The sequence below is a fragment of the Mesonia maritima genome (genome assembly GCF_042433895.1).
Classification (GTDB): Bacteria; Bacteroidota; Bacteroidia; order Flavobacteriales; family Flavobacteriaceae; genus Mesonia; species Mesonia maritima.
Map to the genome: position 1 here is coordinate 91,445 of NZ_JBHLUA010000004.1, position 15,762 is coordinate 107,206.

At 33.6% G+C, this 15,762-nt stretch carries 12 protein-coding genes; 8 read left to right on the plus strand and 4 right to left on the minus strand.

Features of this window, described 5'->3' with window-relative positions; all coding sequences use genetic code 11:
* Positions 1–17: 17 nt before the first annotated feature.
* From thrS to htpG, 3 genes are all read right to left on the minus strand, one after another.
* Positions 18–1,964: a threonine--tRNA ligase gene (thrS, locus tag ACFFGL_RS02710; protein WP_309728943.1), complete on the minus strand. Its 1,947-nt coding sequence runs from the start codon at positions 1,962–1,964 to the stop codon at positions 18–20.
* A 73-nt stretch (positions 1,965–2,037) separates the two neighbouring features.
* Positions 2,038–2,823, minus strand: a complete 786-nt coding sequence (locus tag ACFFGL_RS02715; RefSeq protein WP_309728941.1) for a DUF6503 family protein — start codon at positions 2,821–2,823, stop codon at positions 2,038–2,040.
* A gap of 94 nt (positions 2,824–2,917) precedes the next feature.
* Entirely contained in the window at positions 2,918–4,801 is a 1,884-nt protein-coding gene (htpG, locus tag ACFFGL_RS02720) for a molecular chaperone HtpG (protein WP_309728939.1), read from the minus strand.
* Between the two features lie 222 nt (positions 4,802–5,023).
* On the opposite strand from htpG, the gene ACFFGL_RS02725 reads away from it, so the two are divergent.
* The 4 genes from ACFFGL_RS02725 to ACFFGL_RS02740 all read left to right on the plus strand — a co-directional run bounded on the left by ACFFGL_RS02725 (position 5,024) and on the right by ACFFGL_RS02740 (position 8,953).
* Positions 5,024–5,701 (plus strand): TetR/AcrR family transcriptional regulator, encoded by a 678-nt coding sequence (locus tag ACFFGL_RS02725; protein ID WP_309728937.1) that lies wholly within the window; start codon positions 5,024–5,026, stop codon positions 5,699–5,701.
* A 3-nt stretch (positions 5,702–5,704) separates the two neighbouring features.
* Positions 5,705–7,012, plus strand: a complete 1,308-nt coding sequence (locus tag ACFFGL_RS02730; protein ID WP_309728935.1) for an ABC1 kinase family protein — start codon at positions 5,705–5,707, stop codon at positions 7,010–7,012.
* Positions 7,013–7,155: 143 nt separating this feature from the next.
* A complete protein-coding gene (locus ACFFGL_RS02735; protein ID WP_309728933.1) occupies positions 7,156–8,166 on the plus strand; it encodes a 3-oxoacyl-ACP synthase III family protein in 1,011 nt (336 codons plus the stop codon).
* Between the two features lie 430 nt (positions 8,167–8,596).
* The gene (locus ACFFGL_RS02740) at positions 8,597–8,953 is read left to right on the plus strand and encodes a CoA-binding protein (protein ID WP_309728931.1); all 357 of its coding nucleotides are present in this window, start codon (positions 8,597–8,599) and stop codon (positions 8,951–8,953) included.
* Here the strand turns inward: ACFFGL_RS02740 and ACFFGL_RS02745 are convergent.
* Complete coding sequence (locus ACFFGL_RS02745; protein WP_309728929.1) at positions 8,924–10,387, minus strand: sodium:solute symporter; 1,464 nt, start codon at positions 10,385–10,387, stop codon at positions 8,924–8,926. The genes ACFFGL_RS02740 and ACFFGL_RS02745 overlap by 30 nt on opposite strands.
* Positions 10,388–10,526: 139 nt before the next feature.
* On the opposite strand from ACFFGL_RS02745, the gene ACFFGL_RS02750 reads away from it, so the two are divergent.
* From ACFFGL_RS02750 to ACFFGL_RS02765, 4 genes are all read left to right on the plus strand, one after another.
* On the plus strand, positions 10,527–12,452 hold the full coding sequence (locus ACFFGL_RS02750; RefSeq protein ID WP_309728927.1) for a T9SS type B sorting domain-containing protein: 1,926 nt from the start codon (positions 10,527–10,529) through the stop codon (positions 12,450–12,452).
* Between the two features lie 55 nt (positions 12,453–12,507).
* Positions 12,508–13,128, plus strand: coding sequence for a recombination mediator RecR (gene recR, locus ACFFGL_RS02755; RefSeq protein WP_309728925.1), 621 nt, complete (start codon positions 12,508–12,510; stop codon positions 13,126–13,128).
* A complete protein-coding gene (locus ACFFGL_RS02760; RefSeq protein WP_309728923.1) occupies positions 13,129–14,238 on the plus strand; it encodes a glycosyltransferase family 2 protein in 1,110 nt (369 codons plus the stop codon).
* 84 nt (positions 14,239–14,322) lie between these two features.
* A complete protein-coding gene (locus tag ACFFGL_RS02765) occupies positions 14,323–15,639 on the plus strand; it encodes a dihydrolipoamide acetyltransferase family protein (protein ID WP_309728921.1) in 1,317 nt (438 codons plus the stop codon).
* The last annotated feature ends 123 nt before the right edge of the window (positions 15,640–15,762 follow it).

The following is a 15,762-nucleotide window of genomic DNA, read 5'->3' on the forward strand; positions in this document are numbered from 1 at the left end:
GACTATATAATTTTAAATTAAACTTCAAATGTTTTTAAACTCTGGTTAATTTCTGAATTTAAAATATTGGCAAATTCTTCAACGCTCATTGCGCCAAGGTCTTCGCCACCATGTTTACGTACAGAAACTGTGCCGTCTTTTTCTTCTTTTTCGCCAACAATTAACATATATGGTATTTTGTTGACTTCTGCTTCTCGAATTTTTTTACCCATAGTCTCACTACGGTTATCCGACAAGCCGCGAATTTCGTTATTTTCTAGCAAACTTAAAACTTTTTTAGTGTATTTTTCATATTTCTCACTCAAAGACAGAATTATAGCTTGCTCGGGCATTAGCCAAAGTGGGAAATTTCCACCAGTATGCTCTAATAAAATCGCCACAAAACGTTCCATACTGCCAAATGGCGCGCGATGAATCATTACCGGTCGGTGCATTTCATTATCATTTCCTTTATAGGTTAAATCGAAACGTTCCGGTAAATTGTAATCTACTTGAATGGTTCCTAACTGCCAACTTCTTCCTAAAGCATCTTTAACCATAAAGTCTAATTTAGGTCCGTAGAAGGCAGCTTCACCGGTTTCAATTACATAATTTAAGTTCTTTTCTTTTGCAGCGTTGATAATTGCATTTTCAGCTTTTTCCCAATTTTCATCGGAGCCGATATATTTTTCTTTGTTTTCAGGATCTCTTAAGGAAACTTGCGCTGTGAAATTTTCAAAGCCTAAGGAACCAAAAACGTATAATACTAAATCGATTACTTTTTTAAACTCATCATCTAATTGATCGGGTGTACAGAAAATATGCGCATCGTCTTGGGTAAAACCTCGAACTCGGGTTAAGCCGTGTAATTCTCCGCTTTGCTCATAACGATAAACAGTACCAAATTCAGCAAAACGTTTTGGTAAATCGCGGTAACTCCAAGAATTTGCATTATAAATTTCGCAGTGATGCGGACAGTTCATTGGTTTTAATAAAAATTCTTCATCTTCATTCGGCGTTTTTATAGGCTGAAAACTGTCTTCGCCATATTTTGCATAATGACCCGAAGTTACATATAATTCTTTTTGACCGATATGCGGTGAAACCACTTGCTCATAACCGGCTTTTTGTTGCGCTTTTTTCAGGAAATTTTCTAAACGTTCGCGTAACGCCGCACCTTTAGGAAGCCAAAGCGGTAAACCTTGACCTACTTTTTGAGAAAAGGTAAAAAGTTGCAATTCTTTACCTAATTTTCTGTGATCGCGTTTTTTTGCTTCTTCTAAAAGTTCTAAATATTCTTTTAATTCTTTTTGCTTCGGAAATGAAATACCATAAACCCTTGTAAGTTGTGGGTTGTGTTCATCACCACGCCAATATGCGCCGGCAACACTCATTAATTTTACGGCTTTAATAATTCCGGTATTTGGAATGTGACCGCCGCGACATAAATCTGTAAAATTAGCATGATCGCAAAATGTGATATCGCCGTCTTGCAGATTTTCAATAAGTTCTACTTTGTAAGGATTACTTTCTTTTTTATAGAAATTTAGCGCATCAGCTTTTGAAACTTCTCGTATTTCAAACTCATGTTTTTGGCGTGAAATTTCAAGCATTTTATCTTCAATTTTCTTGAAATCATTTTCAGAAATTTTGTGTTCGCCAAAATCTACATCATAATAAAAACCATTTTCAATAGCCGGACCAATCGTGAGTTTTATTCCTGGATACAATTCTTGAAGCGCTTGTGCTAAAACATGGGCAGAACTATGCCAAAATGCTTTTTTACCTTCGTCATCATTCCACGTATAAAGTACCAAAGATCCGTCAGTTTTTAACGGCGTTTTGGTTTCTACGGTTTTTCCATTGAAATCTGCTGAAATAACATTTCTGGCTAAGCCTTGACTAATGCTTTGCGCTACTTCTAAAACGGTTGTTCCGTTTTCAAACTCTTTAATACTGCCATCTGGCAATGTAATTTTGATCATGCGATAAATTTAAAAAACAAAGATAAAAGGATAATTTTTCTTTACAAGCAACAAAGTACGTTTAATAAAGAAATTAAGGTTCGATTTCTATGGCAGATTTTGGAACAAAAAATTCGTTTTCAGTAATTTCTTTAAACTTAATATCTTTTAGTAAAGCTTCGCCAATTGGTTTTCCGTAAATACCTTTTTCTTCGCTCCAATTATAAAATTTCCAATAGGTTGAAATTGGAATATCTTTTACCGTAATGTAATTATTGTAAACAATTGCGTGCGGATTTTCTTCCGCTTGATTTACATCTTTTCCGAAGGTAACGATATACGCTGCGGCTTTTAGTAAATTGGTGTTTTTATCGGAATATACAATATACCAATCGTCTGGCGCGTCACCTATATTTTCTTGAAAACTTAAGGTTGCTGAATTGTAATTTTCTCCTTCTAATTTGCGTTCTTTTTTAGTTTTCCAAACGGTTCCCGGGTCGGTTAATTTGTGGGGAAGCATAAAAAAATACGACCACGTAAACATATCGAAACGGGCATCTGGATAATTTACTTCTTTGGGATAAAGGTAGACTTTATTTCCATCGTAAATAAGCGTAGTTCCGTTATCTTTTTCGATTTTAATTTTACCCGAATTCGTTAATTGCGTAATGGTAGCATTTAAACGTTCATTTCCGCCGAAATTTAAATCAATATGAAATGAAATCGCTTCTTCCTTGGTGAAACTTTTATTATTATACGTTTGCTCTATATTTTCAGCAAAATTTAATGCGTCTTTATCGCTTTTTACTTTTTTAGGCTCATTTTGGCAACTACTTAGAGCTATTGAAATACATAAAAATAAAATGTAGATTTTTTTCATTTTAAGAAGATTGGGATTTCTAGCGAAGATATATAAAATAAAAAAACCGCCTTATAAATAAAGGCGGTTTTTGATATGAAATAATGATTTATAATTACTTAATCATCTCAAAACTACGTTTTACAAAATTGGTAAGTTCTTCACCTTTTAGTAAATTTTGTGATAATCGTGCTAAATCTAACGATTGTTTAATTTTACGTTCTTGCTCTTCTGCGTTTTCGGTTTTTAATATTTCAGAAATTAAATCGTTATTGGTATTTACAACCAAATTGTACATTTCTGGCATATTTCCCATTCCCATCATTCCGCCACCGGTTTGCTGCATTTCTTTCATTCTGCGCATAAATTCCGGCTGCGTAATAATAAGTGGCGCCGCAGAACTATCCATCGCTTCTAATTGAACGGTGTATTTTTCTTTTGGAACAACTTTTTCAAAATCGGTTTTTAATTTTTCTTGTTCCTCTTCAGAAAGTTTAGAAGTTTTGTCCTCGTCTTTTTTAATTAAATTATCTACGTGATCACTGTCTACACGAACAAACGATACATTTTCGTTAGACGATTCTAATTTCTGAATAAGATGCGGAACGATTGGCGAATCTAATAAAAGAACTTCGTAACCTTTATCTTTAGCTGCTTCAATATAACTGTGTTGCTCATCTTTATTAGAAGCGTAAAGCACAACTAATTTATCGTCTTTATCGGTTTGGTTGTCTTTTATTTTTTCTTTGAATTCTTCAAAAGTGAAGTATTTTTTATCTACCGTAGGATAGAGGCTGAATTTTTGTGCTTTGTCGAAGAATTTATCTTCGGTTAGCATTCCGTATTCAATTACCACTTTAATATCATCCCATTTTTGTTCAAAATCTTCCCGATTGTTATTGAATAAAGATTTCAGTTTATCGGCAACTTTTCTGGTAATGTAGCTCGAAATTTTCTTAACCGCGCCATCGGCTTGTAAATACGAACGCGAAACGTTTAACGGAATATCTGGCGAATCGATAACTCCTTTTAACATCGTTAAAAATTCAGGAACAATTCCTTCTACGTTATCGGTTACAAAAACCTGGTTTTGATACAACTGAATTTTATCGCGTTGCATCGTCATATCGTTACTCAACTTCGGGAAATATAAAATTCCGGTTAAGTTAAACGGATAATCTACATTTAAATGAATATGAAAAAGCGGCTCTTCAAATTGCATTGGGTACAATTCTCTATAGAAGCTTTTGTAATCTTGCTCTTCTAAATCGGTTGGTTGTTTGGTCCAAGCCGGCTCCGGATTATTAATGATATTATCTACCGTAACTTTTTTAGCTTCTTCATCTTCCGGCGCATCTTCAGCTTTTGGAAGTTCCTTTTCTTTGGTTCCAAATTTTATAGGAACCGGCATAAATTTATTGTACTTCGTTAATAATTCGCTAATGCGGTTTTCTTTTAAAAACTCTTTATCATCTTTATTAATATGAAGAATTACTTCTGTTCCGCGCGTTTCTTTGTCGGCATCTTTTAGCGTAAATTCTGTGGTTCCTTCGCAAACCCAATGTGCGGCAGGTTCGTCTTTAAAAGATTTGGTGATAATTTCAACTTTATTGGCGACCATAAAAGCTGAATAAAAACCAAGTCCGAAATGACCGATAATTCCGCTGTCTTTAGCTGAATCTTTATATTTTTCTAAAAATTCTTCAGCACCGGAAAACGCTACTTCGTTGATGTATTTTTCAACTTCTTCTTTCGTCATTCCAATTCCTTCATCAATAATATGAAGCGTTCCGTTTTTCTCATCAATCTTAACTTCAATTACCGGTTTACCATATTCTACGCTGGTTTCACCAATATTTGCTAAATGCTTCAATTTTAAAGTCGCATCGGTCGCGTTCGAAATTAATTCTCGTAAGAAAATTTCATGATCACTGTAAAGAAACTTCTTTATTAAAGGGAAAATGTTTTCTACCGAAACATTAATTTTTCCTGTTGCCATATGTGTTGAATTTAATTTTTAAAATTTTAATTACTCAGTAGAAGTCAAAAAAAGTACCATTCCGATATAAATGACAAACTGGCATAATAACAATTTCTGAATTTTTTTAGTAAGGTATAATCATTGCTATTAATTGAGTATAAATAATTTAACAAACTTTTGTTTAATGTTTTTAATTTAAAATTAAACAAAATTGTATTTTTGATAAAAGATTGAATGATTATGGAAAAGCAGACTAAAAAAATAACAAAAAAACCGTCCAATAAAATAACCAAAGAAAAAGTGATTTCACTTTATATGGATTATGTGTTGGAAAATGAACAAACCCCAAAATCGGTTTATAAATTCGCGAAAGCCAATAAAATGACGGAAGATCAATTCTATAATTTCTTCGGAAGTTTTGAAGGGTTGCGTCAAGAAATTTGGCATCAGTTTTACCAAAAAAGTGTCGAGTTAATGCAAAAAGCGCCGGAAACCGAAAGCTTTACAAGTCGTGAAAAAATGCTTACGTTTTTCTTTACTTTTTTTGAAATGCTAACCGCAAATAGAAGTTACGTTTTATTCACTTTGCAAGAAAATCGCGATCAGCTAAAAAATTTAGCGCAATTAAAAGGTCTTCGAAAAGATATTAAAAATTTCACCAAAGAATTATTGCAGGAAGATAATGAAGAAAAGCAATTAAAAATTCTTCAAAAAAATGAAACCGTTTTCTCTGAAGGCGCGTGGATTCAAACCATGTTTTTAATCAAATTTTGGATGGACGATAATTCAGCTGAATTTGAGAAAACCGATGTCGCCATCGAAAAGTCGGTCAACACCATTTTTGATGTTTTCGACAACACACCGTTCGAGCGCGTAATCGATTTCGGAAAATTCCTTTTTAAAGAACGAATGGCGTAGAAAATGAAATCAATCGATAAAATACCGACAGGAAAACTTGGCCGCACAACCGAAATGATGAAAACCGGTGTGAAAATCGGTGGAAATTATTTAAAATATTATGGCAAAAAAGCCTTCAATAGCGAATTAACACGTGATGAACTCGATAAAGATAATGCTGAAGATATTTATGATGGTTTAAAAAATCTACGCGGAAGCGCTCTAAAAGTAGCACAAATGCTTTCGATGGAAAAAAGTTTGTTACCAAGCGCGTATGTAGAAAAATTCAGTTTAGCGCAATTTAGTGTTCCGCCACTTTCTGCGCCGTTGGTAAGAAAAACATTCAAAAAATATCACGGCGAATATCCCGAAGATTTGTATGATAAATTTACGGCGAATTCAGTAAACGCGGCGAGTATTGGTCAAGTTCATAAAGCTGAAAAAGACGGCAGAAAACTTGCAGTGAAAATTCAATATCCGGGTGTTGCCGATAGTATTAGTTCAGATTTAAAAATGGTAAAACCGGTTGCCATTAAAATGTTTAATCTTCAAGGAAAAGATTCAGAAAAATATTTTAAAGAAGTTGAAGGAAAACTTTTAGAAGAAACCGATTATATTCTTGAAGTTGAACAAAGTAAATTTATTTCTGAAGCTTGTGAGAAAATTGAAAATTTAAAATTTCCGAAGTATTATGAAGATCTTTCCAGCCAGCGAATTATCACCATGGATTGGATGCAAGGAAAACATTTAAGTGAGTTTGTAAAAGAAGATTTCAGTAAAGAAGAAGGCGATAAAATCGGGCAAGCCTTGTGGGATTTCTATATGTTCCAAATGCACGAATTAAAAGCCGTTCACGCAGATCCGCATCCCGGGAATTTTTTAATTGATGAAAACCGAAATTTAATTGCTATAGATTTTGGTTGCATTAAAAAAGTACCGGAAGATTTTTACGTTCCTTATTTTGAATTGGCGGTTCCAGAAAATATAAATAATCGTCCGTTTTTTCTTTCAAAATTAAAAGAACTTGAAATCTTACGTCCCGACGATTCTGAGCGTGAAATTGAATATTTTTCCGCTTTATTCTATGAAATGTTGAGTCTGTTTACAAGTCCGTTTCACAAAGAAACTTTTGATTTTTCAGATGAAGAATTTTGGGGGGAAATTACTGCGTTAAGCGAAAAATACAGCAAAGACACCGAATTGCGAAAAATGAATGGCAACAGAGGAAGCAAACATTTTCTATACATTAATCGTACATTTTTCGGTTTGTATAATTTATTACACGATTTAAGAGCAGAAATAGAGATAAATAATTTTAGAAAGTATCTGTGATTCGTTCATAGTTTTTGGTTAGTTAGTAGAAAAAGAGCGTTTTCAATAGCGCTCTTTTTTTATGCACGCATACAATATTAGAACAAGAATTTGCTGTTCAAAGGTCATAATATGTATATTGCTTTCAGAAAAAAATAAAAAATATGCTATATCAATCTAAAATTTCCGGTTTAGGCTATTACGTTCCAGAAAACGTAGTGACCAATGAAGATCTCGCAAAAATCATGGAAACCAGCGATGAATGGATTCAAGAACGCACCGGCATAAAAGAAAGACGACACATAAAAAAAGGCGATGGAAATTCTACAGCGGTAATGGGAAAAAAAGCTGCTGAAATTGCGATTGAACGCGCCAATATTGATAAAGATGAAATTGATTTAATTGTTTTTGCAACCTTAAGTCCCGATTATTATTTTCCCGGTTGTGGCGTGCAAGTGCAAGAAATGTTAGACATTAAAACCTGTCCGGCGCTCGATGTGCGAAACCAATGTAGCGGATTTATTTACGCACTTTCGGTAGCCGACCAATTTGTGAAAACAGGAATGTATAAAAATGTTTTAGTGATTGGAAGTGAAAATCATAGCGGCGGTTTAGATATGACTACACGAGGAAGGAGTGTTTCTGTAATTTTTGGGGATGGAGCAGGAGCGGCAGTGGTGACAAGAAGCGATCATAACGGACAAGGAATTTTATCTACCCATTTACATTCTGAAGGAAAACACGCCTTAGAATTATCCTTAAAAGGACCAAGTACAATGCATTGGGTTCCTGAAATTATAGCTGAAAATCCACAAGAGGATATTCCGTATTATCCTTATATGAACGGGCAATTTGTTTTCAAAAATGCGATTCAGCGTTTTTCTGAAGTTATTATGGAAGGTTTAAAAGAAAACGGATTAGAAGTTTCTGATATAGATTTATTAATTCCGCATCAAGCTAATTTGAGGATTTCGCAATTTATTCAGCAAAAATTTCAGTTGAAAGATGATCAGGTTTATAACAATATTGAAAAATACGGAAATACAACCGCCGCTTCAATTCCAATTGCTTTAACTGAAGCTTGGGAACAAGGTAAAATTAAAGAAGGCGATAATATTGTACTCGCCGCATTTGGAAGTGGTTTTACTTGGGGAAGCGCAATTTTAAGTTGGTAGAAAAAAGAAGTCCTCAATCGAGAAGATCAAGGACTTTGTTGCTTATTTGTTAGTTTGTATTTGTTTAAAGGCTAATTCAAATAAATTATAACCAACTTCTATAAATAAGACGTAAAAAACTTAAAAATGTTGCATAGGTTAACAAAGTTTAACAATTTGGTAATCAGTTACTAATATTAAAAAGGCTCACATTTAAATGAGCCTTTTTTTATAGCCAAATTGTACATTTACTAACCATCAACTATGAAAAACTTGGCTACAAGCATTAACTAATCAAATTCATAAAATATGTTCTATTTAAATGACGACACTTATTTTCGAGTGTTACAGAATTAACAAGATTTATTAAAATTATTTTTTCAGAATTATAAAATAGGTTAAAATTTTGGTGGTTATCAACTTTAACTGTAAACTGAAGAAAAATAAACCTATGAAAACTTTAGTAATCGGAGCTTCTTTAAAACCAATTCGTTATTCCAATAGAGCGATTCATTCATTGAGAAATAATAATATTCCCACCGTAGCAATTGGTTTACGAAAAGGAACGGTAGAAGATGTAAAAATTGAAACTGAAAAAATAAATTTTGAAAATATAGATACCGTCACACTTTATTTGAATTCGAAGCGCCAAGAAGAATATTACGATTATATTGTAAGTCTTTCGCCAAAACGCGTGATTTTTAATCCCGGTACAGAAAATCAGGAATTATATAAAATCCTAAAAGAAAATAATATTGAAGTTCAAGTAGCTTGTACGTTAGTTTTGCTTTCGACTAATCAATATTAAACCTAGAAAAGTTAAAGCGCCGTTTACAACGAGTAATTCATAATTAAACTCGTAACCTCCTAAAAATTTCGGATCAATATTTCCTAAGAAAAAAGTTGTAATAACCGAAACTAAAGCTACCAACCAAACCCATTTATCATTGATTTTCTTTTTTGTGAAAATCCCAAAACTGAATAATCCTAAAAGCGGACCGTAGGTATAACTTGCTGCGGTTAATAACAAGTCAATTACGCTGCTGTCCAATAAATATTTAAAAGCGATAATTACCAAAACCAACAAAACGCTAATGCCAATATGCACACGTTTTCGTAAACCTTTTTGTAAACTCGCTTCTCGTTTTTCAATGCCTAAAAAATCTACACAAAAACTCGTTGTTAAAGAGGTTAATGCACTATCTGCGCTAGAATACGCTGCAGCAATTAAGCCAAGAATAAAAATTACGCCAAGTCCCAAGCCCATATTTCCGTTCAAAGCGATTTCAGGAAATAGCAAGTCTGTTTTTTCTTTTCCATCGAGTAGTGGAACTGAAATTCCGTTTTGTTCAGCATAAATAAAAAGTAAAGCTCCTAAAAATAAAAATAGAATATTCACAGGAACAAATACAAAACTGTAGGAGAGTACGTTTTTTTGCGCTTCTTTTAAATTCTTGCAGGTCAAATTTTTCTGCATCATATCTTGGTCGAGCCCGGTCATACAAATAGTAATGAACATTCCACCAAAAAACGATTTCCAGAAATAATTTTTTGCCAGAAAACTATCGGTAAAAAAAGTTTTGGTATACGGTTTTAATTCTTCAGCGGTAAAAAATTCAGTGAAGCTCCAATTCAATTCTTCAGAAATAAAATAAATTGAAATTACTACAGAACCCAGCATAAAAAGTGTTTGCAAGGTATCGGTCCAGACAATAGTTTTAATTCCGCCACGCGCAGTATAAATCCAAATCAGTAAAATGGAAAGAATAACTGTTACAAAAAATGGAATTCCCCAAGCTTCAAACACAAAATATTGCAAAACGGTCGCGACAAGAAATAATCGGAATGAAGCTCCTAAAACGCGGGAAACGAAAAAGAAAAAGGCTCCGGTTTTATAGCTCACTTCGCCAAAACGTTGTTCTAAATATTGATAAATTGAAGTAACATTTAAACTATAATAAATAGGAAGTAGAACAAAGGCAATTACAAAATAACCAACCAAATAACCTAGCACTACTTGCATATAGCTAAACTGCGAAGCTTCTACCCAACCCGGAACAGAAATAAATGTTACGCCAGATAATGAAGCGCCAACCATACCGAATGCTACAACATACCAAGGTGATTTTCCTTCTGCTTTAAAGAAAGCTGCATTGCTATCATTTTTTCCGGTGAAGTAGGAAATAAGCATTAAAACTCCAAAATAGAGCCCGATTAATAAAAGAATATGGATTGGTTTCATTCAAAAATTATTGTTGAGTACAAACTTAGTTTATTTCCTTAGGATTTATAAAACACTTCTCAAAAAATCAATAAACTAAGTGAAATTATAGATTATCGTTTATGTTTTTTATCTTTATGATTCTTAGAAAAATAAAATGATGAAAACGTTTTTCTTATTGTTAGGATTATGTTGCGCAAATATGATGTTCGCGCAAGAACCTAATGATTGTATTAACGCCATCGTAATTTGTGGAAACGATCAATTCAGTTCTAATAGTGAAGGAATTGGTCAATCCCAAGAAATTTCTGGCTGCGGAAGTGAAGAGCATAATTCACTTTGGTTAGAAATTAATATTGTTCAAGGAGGAACTTTGGGCTTCGATCTAATTCCAAATAGTGACGATTTAGTAGTAGATTACGACTTTTGGGTTTTCGGTCCAAATCCAGATTGTAATAATTTAGGCGACCCTATTCGATGTTCGACTACAAATCCTTTACAAGCAAATTTAACGTCAAATCATACAGGGATTGATGGAAGCAATCCAAATCCAAGTCAAGGACCAGGTCAAGATGGAACCGGTTATGTTCAATGGTTAGATGTTTTGCCGGGAGAAATGTATTATATCGCGATTGATAGACCACACGGCGATGGTGGTTTCTCAATGAACTGGACAGGAACTGCAAATCAGGGAAGCGGAGCTTTTCCTACTCCGCCGATTGCCAATCAAATTGAAACGGTAAGAACCTGTTCTAATGATACTACTCAAGAATTTGATTTAGCAAGCTTAAAACAAGAAATCAATGCAAATCTTACCGATAACGCTATTACCTTTCACGCAACGCAAGCTGATGCTTTTGACGGAATAAACGAGTTGCCAGATAATTATACCAATACCTCAAACCCACAAGTAATATATGCAAAAGCAACAAGTATAATTAATTTTTGTTTTACCATAGTAGACATACAACTTGAAGTTAACCCGATAGAAAATGATGTGAGTTTAGAAGTTTCTCAACCTATTATTTGCGGAACAGAAGAAGTCGATTTTTTCTTTTCCGGAACACCAAATGCTGTGGTTGAATATAATTTGAATAACCAAACTTCTGAACAAATTACACTCGATGAAAACGGAGAAGCTGTAGTTACAAGAACTATTTCAGAAAATTCAGTTTTAATAGCTACGCTTACCGAATTGTATAATGACGATGGAGATTTATTATGTTCAAAAGTTTTAGACAATCAAGTTTCAGTGAATTCTGAAGGTTTACAAATTAATGGAACACTAGAAGATTTATATAAATGCGATGGTGATAAAGACGGGAAAGTTGCTTTTAATTTAACTCAAAATAATACAAATGTTTTAGCGGGTTATAATTCAGAATTCTATAGAGTTGATTATTACGAAACTGAAAATGACGCAGATCAACGGACAAATAAAATTAGTAACCCTTCTAGCTATTTTAATATTGAAGACCCTCAAACTATTTGGGCTCGACTCGAAAGTGCAACTAATTCTACCTGCTATGATATCGCTAGTTTTCAGTTAAATATTTATACCAACGCTCCACCTGAATTTGATATCGTGAAAAGAGATGAAACCTTTGGCGGAAATCCAGCTATTATTGTTGAAAATATCCAAGGAATCGGTCCTTATGAATTCCGATTAAATAATGAAGATTGGATTAAAATTGGGGAAAGTCAAACCAGCCTAACTTTTGAAATAGAAGAAGGCGGTGAGCATTTTATAGAAGGAAGACATACCGAAGGCTGCGGAAATAAAATTTTATCAGCTATATTTTTAGATTATCCAAAATTTTTTACTCCCAATGGCGACGGTTTTAATGAACATTGGAATGTAAGAGGAGCGGCTAATTTACAATTCAATTCAAAAATATTTATTTTCGATCGTTTCGGGAAATTACTGCGCGCCATCGATCCGAATGGTTTAGGTTGGGATGGTTTTTATAACGGAAAACCAATGCCCGCAGGAGATTATTGGTTTTTATTTAAATATATTCAACTTCAAGAAAACGGAAAAAAACAGGAAAGAGAATTCAAATCTAACATAACATTATTGCGATAAATAAATACCCTAAATTTCACAGAAATTACTTCATTAAAATCATAACTTTGCGGCTATGGAATTTTCTTCAAAACTTTTAGAAAATGCAGTTGTAGAAATGTCGCAATTACCGGGTATCGGTAAAAGAACAGCTTTGCGATTAGTTTTGCATCTCTTGCGTCAACCCGAATCGCAAACCGCTCATCTAGCAAAAGCGTTGGTGAATTTAAGAACTGAAATAAATTTTTGTAAAAACTGCCACAATATTAGCGATACAGAAATATGCGAAATTTGTGCAAATCCTCGACGCGATAAAAAACTGGTTTGTGTAGTAGAAGACGTTCGCGACGTGATGGCAATTGAAAATACGAGTCAATTTAAAGGTTTATATCACGTTTTAGGTGGAAAAATAAGTCCGATGGATGGCATCGGTCCCAGTCAATTAACTATAGAATCATTACTCAATAAAGTGAAAGCAGGTGAAATTACCGAAATTATTTTTGCCTTAAGTAGCACGATGGAAGGCGACACCACAAACTTTTATATTTACAAGCAATTAGAGAATACCAATGTACAAACATCAACAATAGCAAGAGGAATTGGTGTTGGCGATGAGTTGGAATATGCAGATGAAATTACCTTAGGAAGAAGTATTGTAAACCGAGTTCCTTTTGAAAACTCACTTAAAAATCAATAAGTGCAATTATCTGTTATCATCCTGAATTATAAAGTTCCTTATTACTTGCTTCAATGTATAGAAAGCGTACAAAAAGCAATTGCTCATTTAGAAGCCGAAATAATTGTAGTCGATAACAATTCCAAAGATGAAAGTTGTAAACTCGTAAAAAAATATTTTCCTGACGTAAGTTTAATTCAAAATAAAAAAAATGAAGGTTTCAGCAAAGGAAATAATTACGGTGTTACCCTAGCGCGCGGAAAATATATTTGCTTGCTAAATCCCGATACCGTAGTTGCTGAAAATGTTTTTGAAAAAACTTTAGCATTTGCAGAAACCAAGACAGATTTTGGAGCGCTAGGTGTAAAATTAATAGACGGCCAAGGAAATTTTTTACCCGAAAGCAAACGAAATTTACCAGTTCCGAAAGTTGCATTTCAAAAATTAATCGGAAATTCTACCAATTATTATAGCAATTCACCTGCAGATGAGGTTTCAAAAGTGGCGGTTTTGGTTGGCGCTTTTATGCTTATGCAAAAAAAACGCTATTTGGAAGTCGGTGGTTTAGATGAAGATTATTTTATGTATGGTGAAGATATCGATTTAAGTTACAAATTTTTAAAAGCCGGTTATCAAAATTATTATTTCGGCGCTCAAACCGTGTTACATTATAAAGGAGAAAGTACAGTAAAAGATGCTGAATACCGAAAAAGATTTTACGGCGCAATGAAGATTTTCTACCGTAAACATTTTAATAAAAATCTATTTTTAAACTTTTTTGTTGCCAATGCGTTGCAGTTAGCAAAAATCAGGCATTTGTTTCATAAACCAATAAAGAAGAAAAAAAATCAATATCAAGGTGAATTTTTGGTTTCTGAAAATGATAAATTCAATTTAAAAACTGAAGTCTTTTCAAATCTAAAAAAACTTAATTCTAATAAAGCTGAAAAAATTACTACTGAACATTCCTTATTTATTTTTGATGCTGAAACCGTGGATTATAAAAAAATTTTTAGTATCATGGAAATTCAGAAAAAAGGAAAAAATTATTTTCGTATAAAACCAACAAATTTTAATTTTATCATCGGTAGCGATAGCAGTACTGGAAAAGGTGATGTTATTAAAATCTAAAAGTTTGAAAAATTGTTACTAAGAAAAGCATTTTTTAAGTAAATTCGCAACCAATAATCAAAAAAGCACCTTCGGGTTATATATATGGCAAAATTTGAACTGAAATTACCCAAAATGGGAGAAAGTGTTGCAGAAGCAACCATAACCAATTGGCTTAAAGAAGTAGGAGAAACCATTGAAGAAGATGAAGCCGTTCTGGAAATCGCTACCGATAAGGTAGATAGTGAAGTTCCTAGCGAAGTAGAAGGAAAATTAGTAGAAAAACTTTTTGATGTAGATGATGTTGTTCAAGTGGGGCAAACCATCGCAATTATTGAAACCGATGGCGACGCGCCAGAAGCTAGTGAAGAATCTTCTGCTACAGAAGAAAGTAGCAGCGAAAATGTAGAAGCTGTAGAAAAAACCGTTACCCAAGCTAAAGAAACCGCTACAAGTTCAGAAAACTTTAGTGATGCTTCTCGATTCTATTCACCTTTAGTAAAAAGTATCGCTGCCGAAGAAAATATCGGTTTAGATGAATTAGAAAATGTACCCGGAACCGGCAAAGAAGGTCGTGTAACGAAAAATGATATTTTGTCTTATGTTGAAGATCGTAAAAAATCTCCTCAACAAAGTCAACCAAAACAAGCAAGTTCGCAACAACCTGCAGCCGCTGCTCCAAAACCAAATCCAACTCCGGTTAGCGTGAATGGTGAAGATGAAATTATAGAAATGTCCAGAATGGGAAAAATGATTTCTCATCATATGGTAAATTCTGTACAAACTTCAGCACACGTTCAATCGTTTATAGAAGTTGATGTAACTAAAATATGGAATTGGAGAAATAAGGTTAAAAATGAATTCCAAAAAAGAGAAGGTGAAAAATTAACTTTTACACCAATCTTTATGGAAGCTGTGGTTAAAGCCATTAAAGATTTTCCATTAATTAATATTTCAGTAGATGGTGATAAAATCATAAAACGAAAAGATATTAATTTAGGAATGGCTGCTGCTTTACCTGATGGAAATTTAATTGTTCCGGTAATTAAAAAAGCCGATCAGTTAAATTTAATAGGAATGGCTAAACAAGTAAACGATTTAGCAAATAGAGCCAGAAATGGAAAATTAAAACCAGACGATACACAAGGCGGAACGTATACCGTAACCAATGTAGGAACCTTCGGAAGTATTATGGGAACTCCAATTATCAATCAGCCACAAGTAGGAATTTTAGCGCTTGGTGCGATTAGAAAAGTTCCTGCGGTAATTGAAACACCAGAAGGAGATTTCATCGGTATCCGTAGAAAAATGTTCTTATCGCACAGTTACGATCATCGTGTTGTAAACGGAGCTTTAGGAGGTCAATTTGTGCAACGTGTCGCACAATACTTAGAAGCTTTCGATGAAAATCAAACTATTTAAAATCGTACAATAAATAATAATAAAAAACGCCCGAATTATCGGGCGTTTTTTGGTTGTGGTTATAAGTTTTAGTCAATTAAAAAAGTCAGTTTAGTTAGAACTGAAATATTTTCGAGCACTAAA

What these genes read in the sequence shown, in the direction of transcription:
- ACFFGL_RS02715 (WP_309728941.1), bottom strand. Translation starts at nt 2,823, where the DNA reads ATGAAAAAAATCTACATTTTATTTTTATGTATTTCAATAGCTCTAAGT.
- thrS (WP_309728943.1), bottom strand. Translation starts at nt 1,964, where the DNA reads ATGATCAAAATTACATTGCCAGATGGCAGTATTAAAGAGTTTGAAAAC.
- recR (WP_309728925.1), top strand. Translation starts at nt 12,508, where the DNA reads ATGGAATTTTCTTCAAAACTTTTAGAAAATGCAGTTGTAGAAATGTCG.
- htpG (WP_309728939.1), bottom strand. Translation starts at nt 4,801, where the DNA reads ATGGCAACAGGAAAAATTAATGTTTCGGTAGAAAACATTTTCCCTTTA.
- ACFFGL_RS02725 (WP_309728937.1), top strand. Translation starts at nt 5,024, where the DNA reads ATGGAAAAGCAGACTAAAAAAATAACAAAAAAACCGTCCAATAAAATA.
- ACFFGL_RS02750 (WP_309728927.1), top strand. Translation starts at nt 10,527, where the DNA reads ATGAAAACGTTTTTCTTATTGTTAGGATTATGTTGCGCAAATATGATG.
- ACFFGL_RS02740 (WP_309728931.1), top strand. Translation starts at nt 8,597, where the DNA reads ATGAAAACTTTAGTAATCGGAGCTTCTTTAAAACCAATTCGTTATTCC.
- ACFFGL_RS02765 (WP_309728921.1), top strand. Translation starts at nt 14,323, where the DNA reads ATGGCAAAATTTGAACTGAAATTACCCAAAATGGGAGAAAGTGTTGCA.
- ACFFGL_RS02730 (WP_309728935.1), top strand. Translation starts at nt 5,705, where the DNA reads ATGAAATCAATCGATAAAATACCGACAGGAAAACTTGGCCGCACAACC.
- ACFFGL_RS02735 (WP_309728933.1), top strand. Translation starts at nt 7,156, where the DNA reads ATGCTATATCAATCTAAAATTTCCGGTTTAGGCTATTACGTTCCAGAA.
- ACFFGL_RS02745 (WP_309728929.1), bottom strand. Translation starts at nt 10,387, where the DNA reads ATGAAACCAATCCATATTCTTTTATTAATCGGGCTCTATTTTGGAGTT.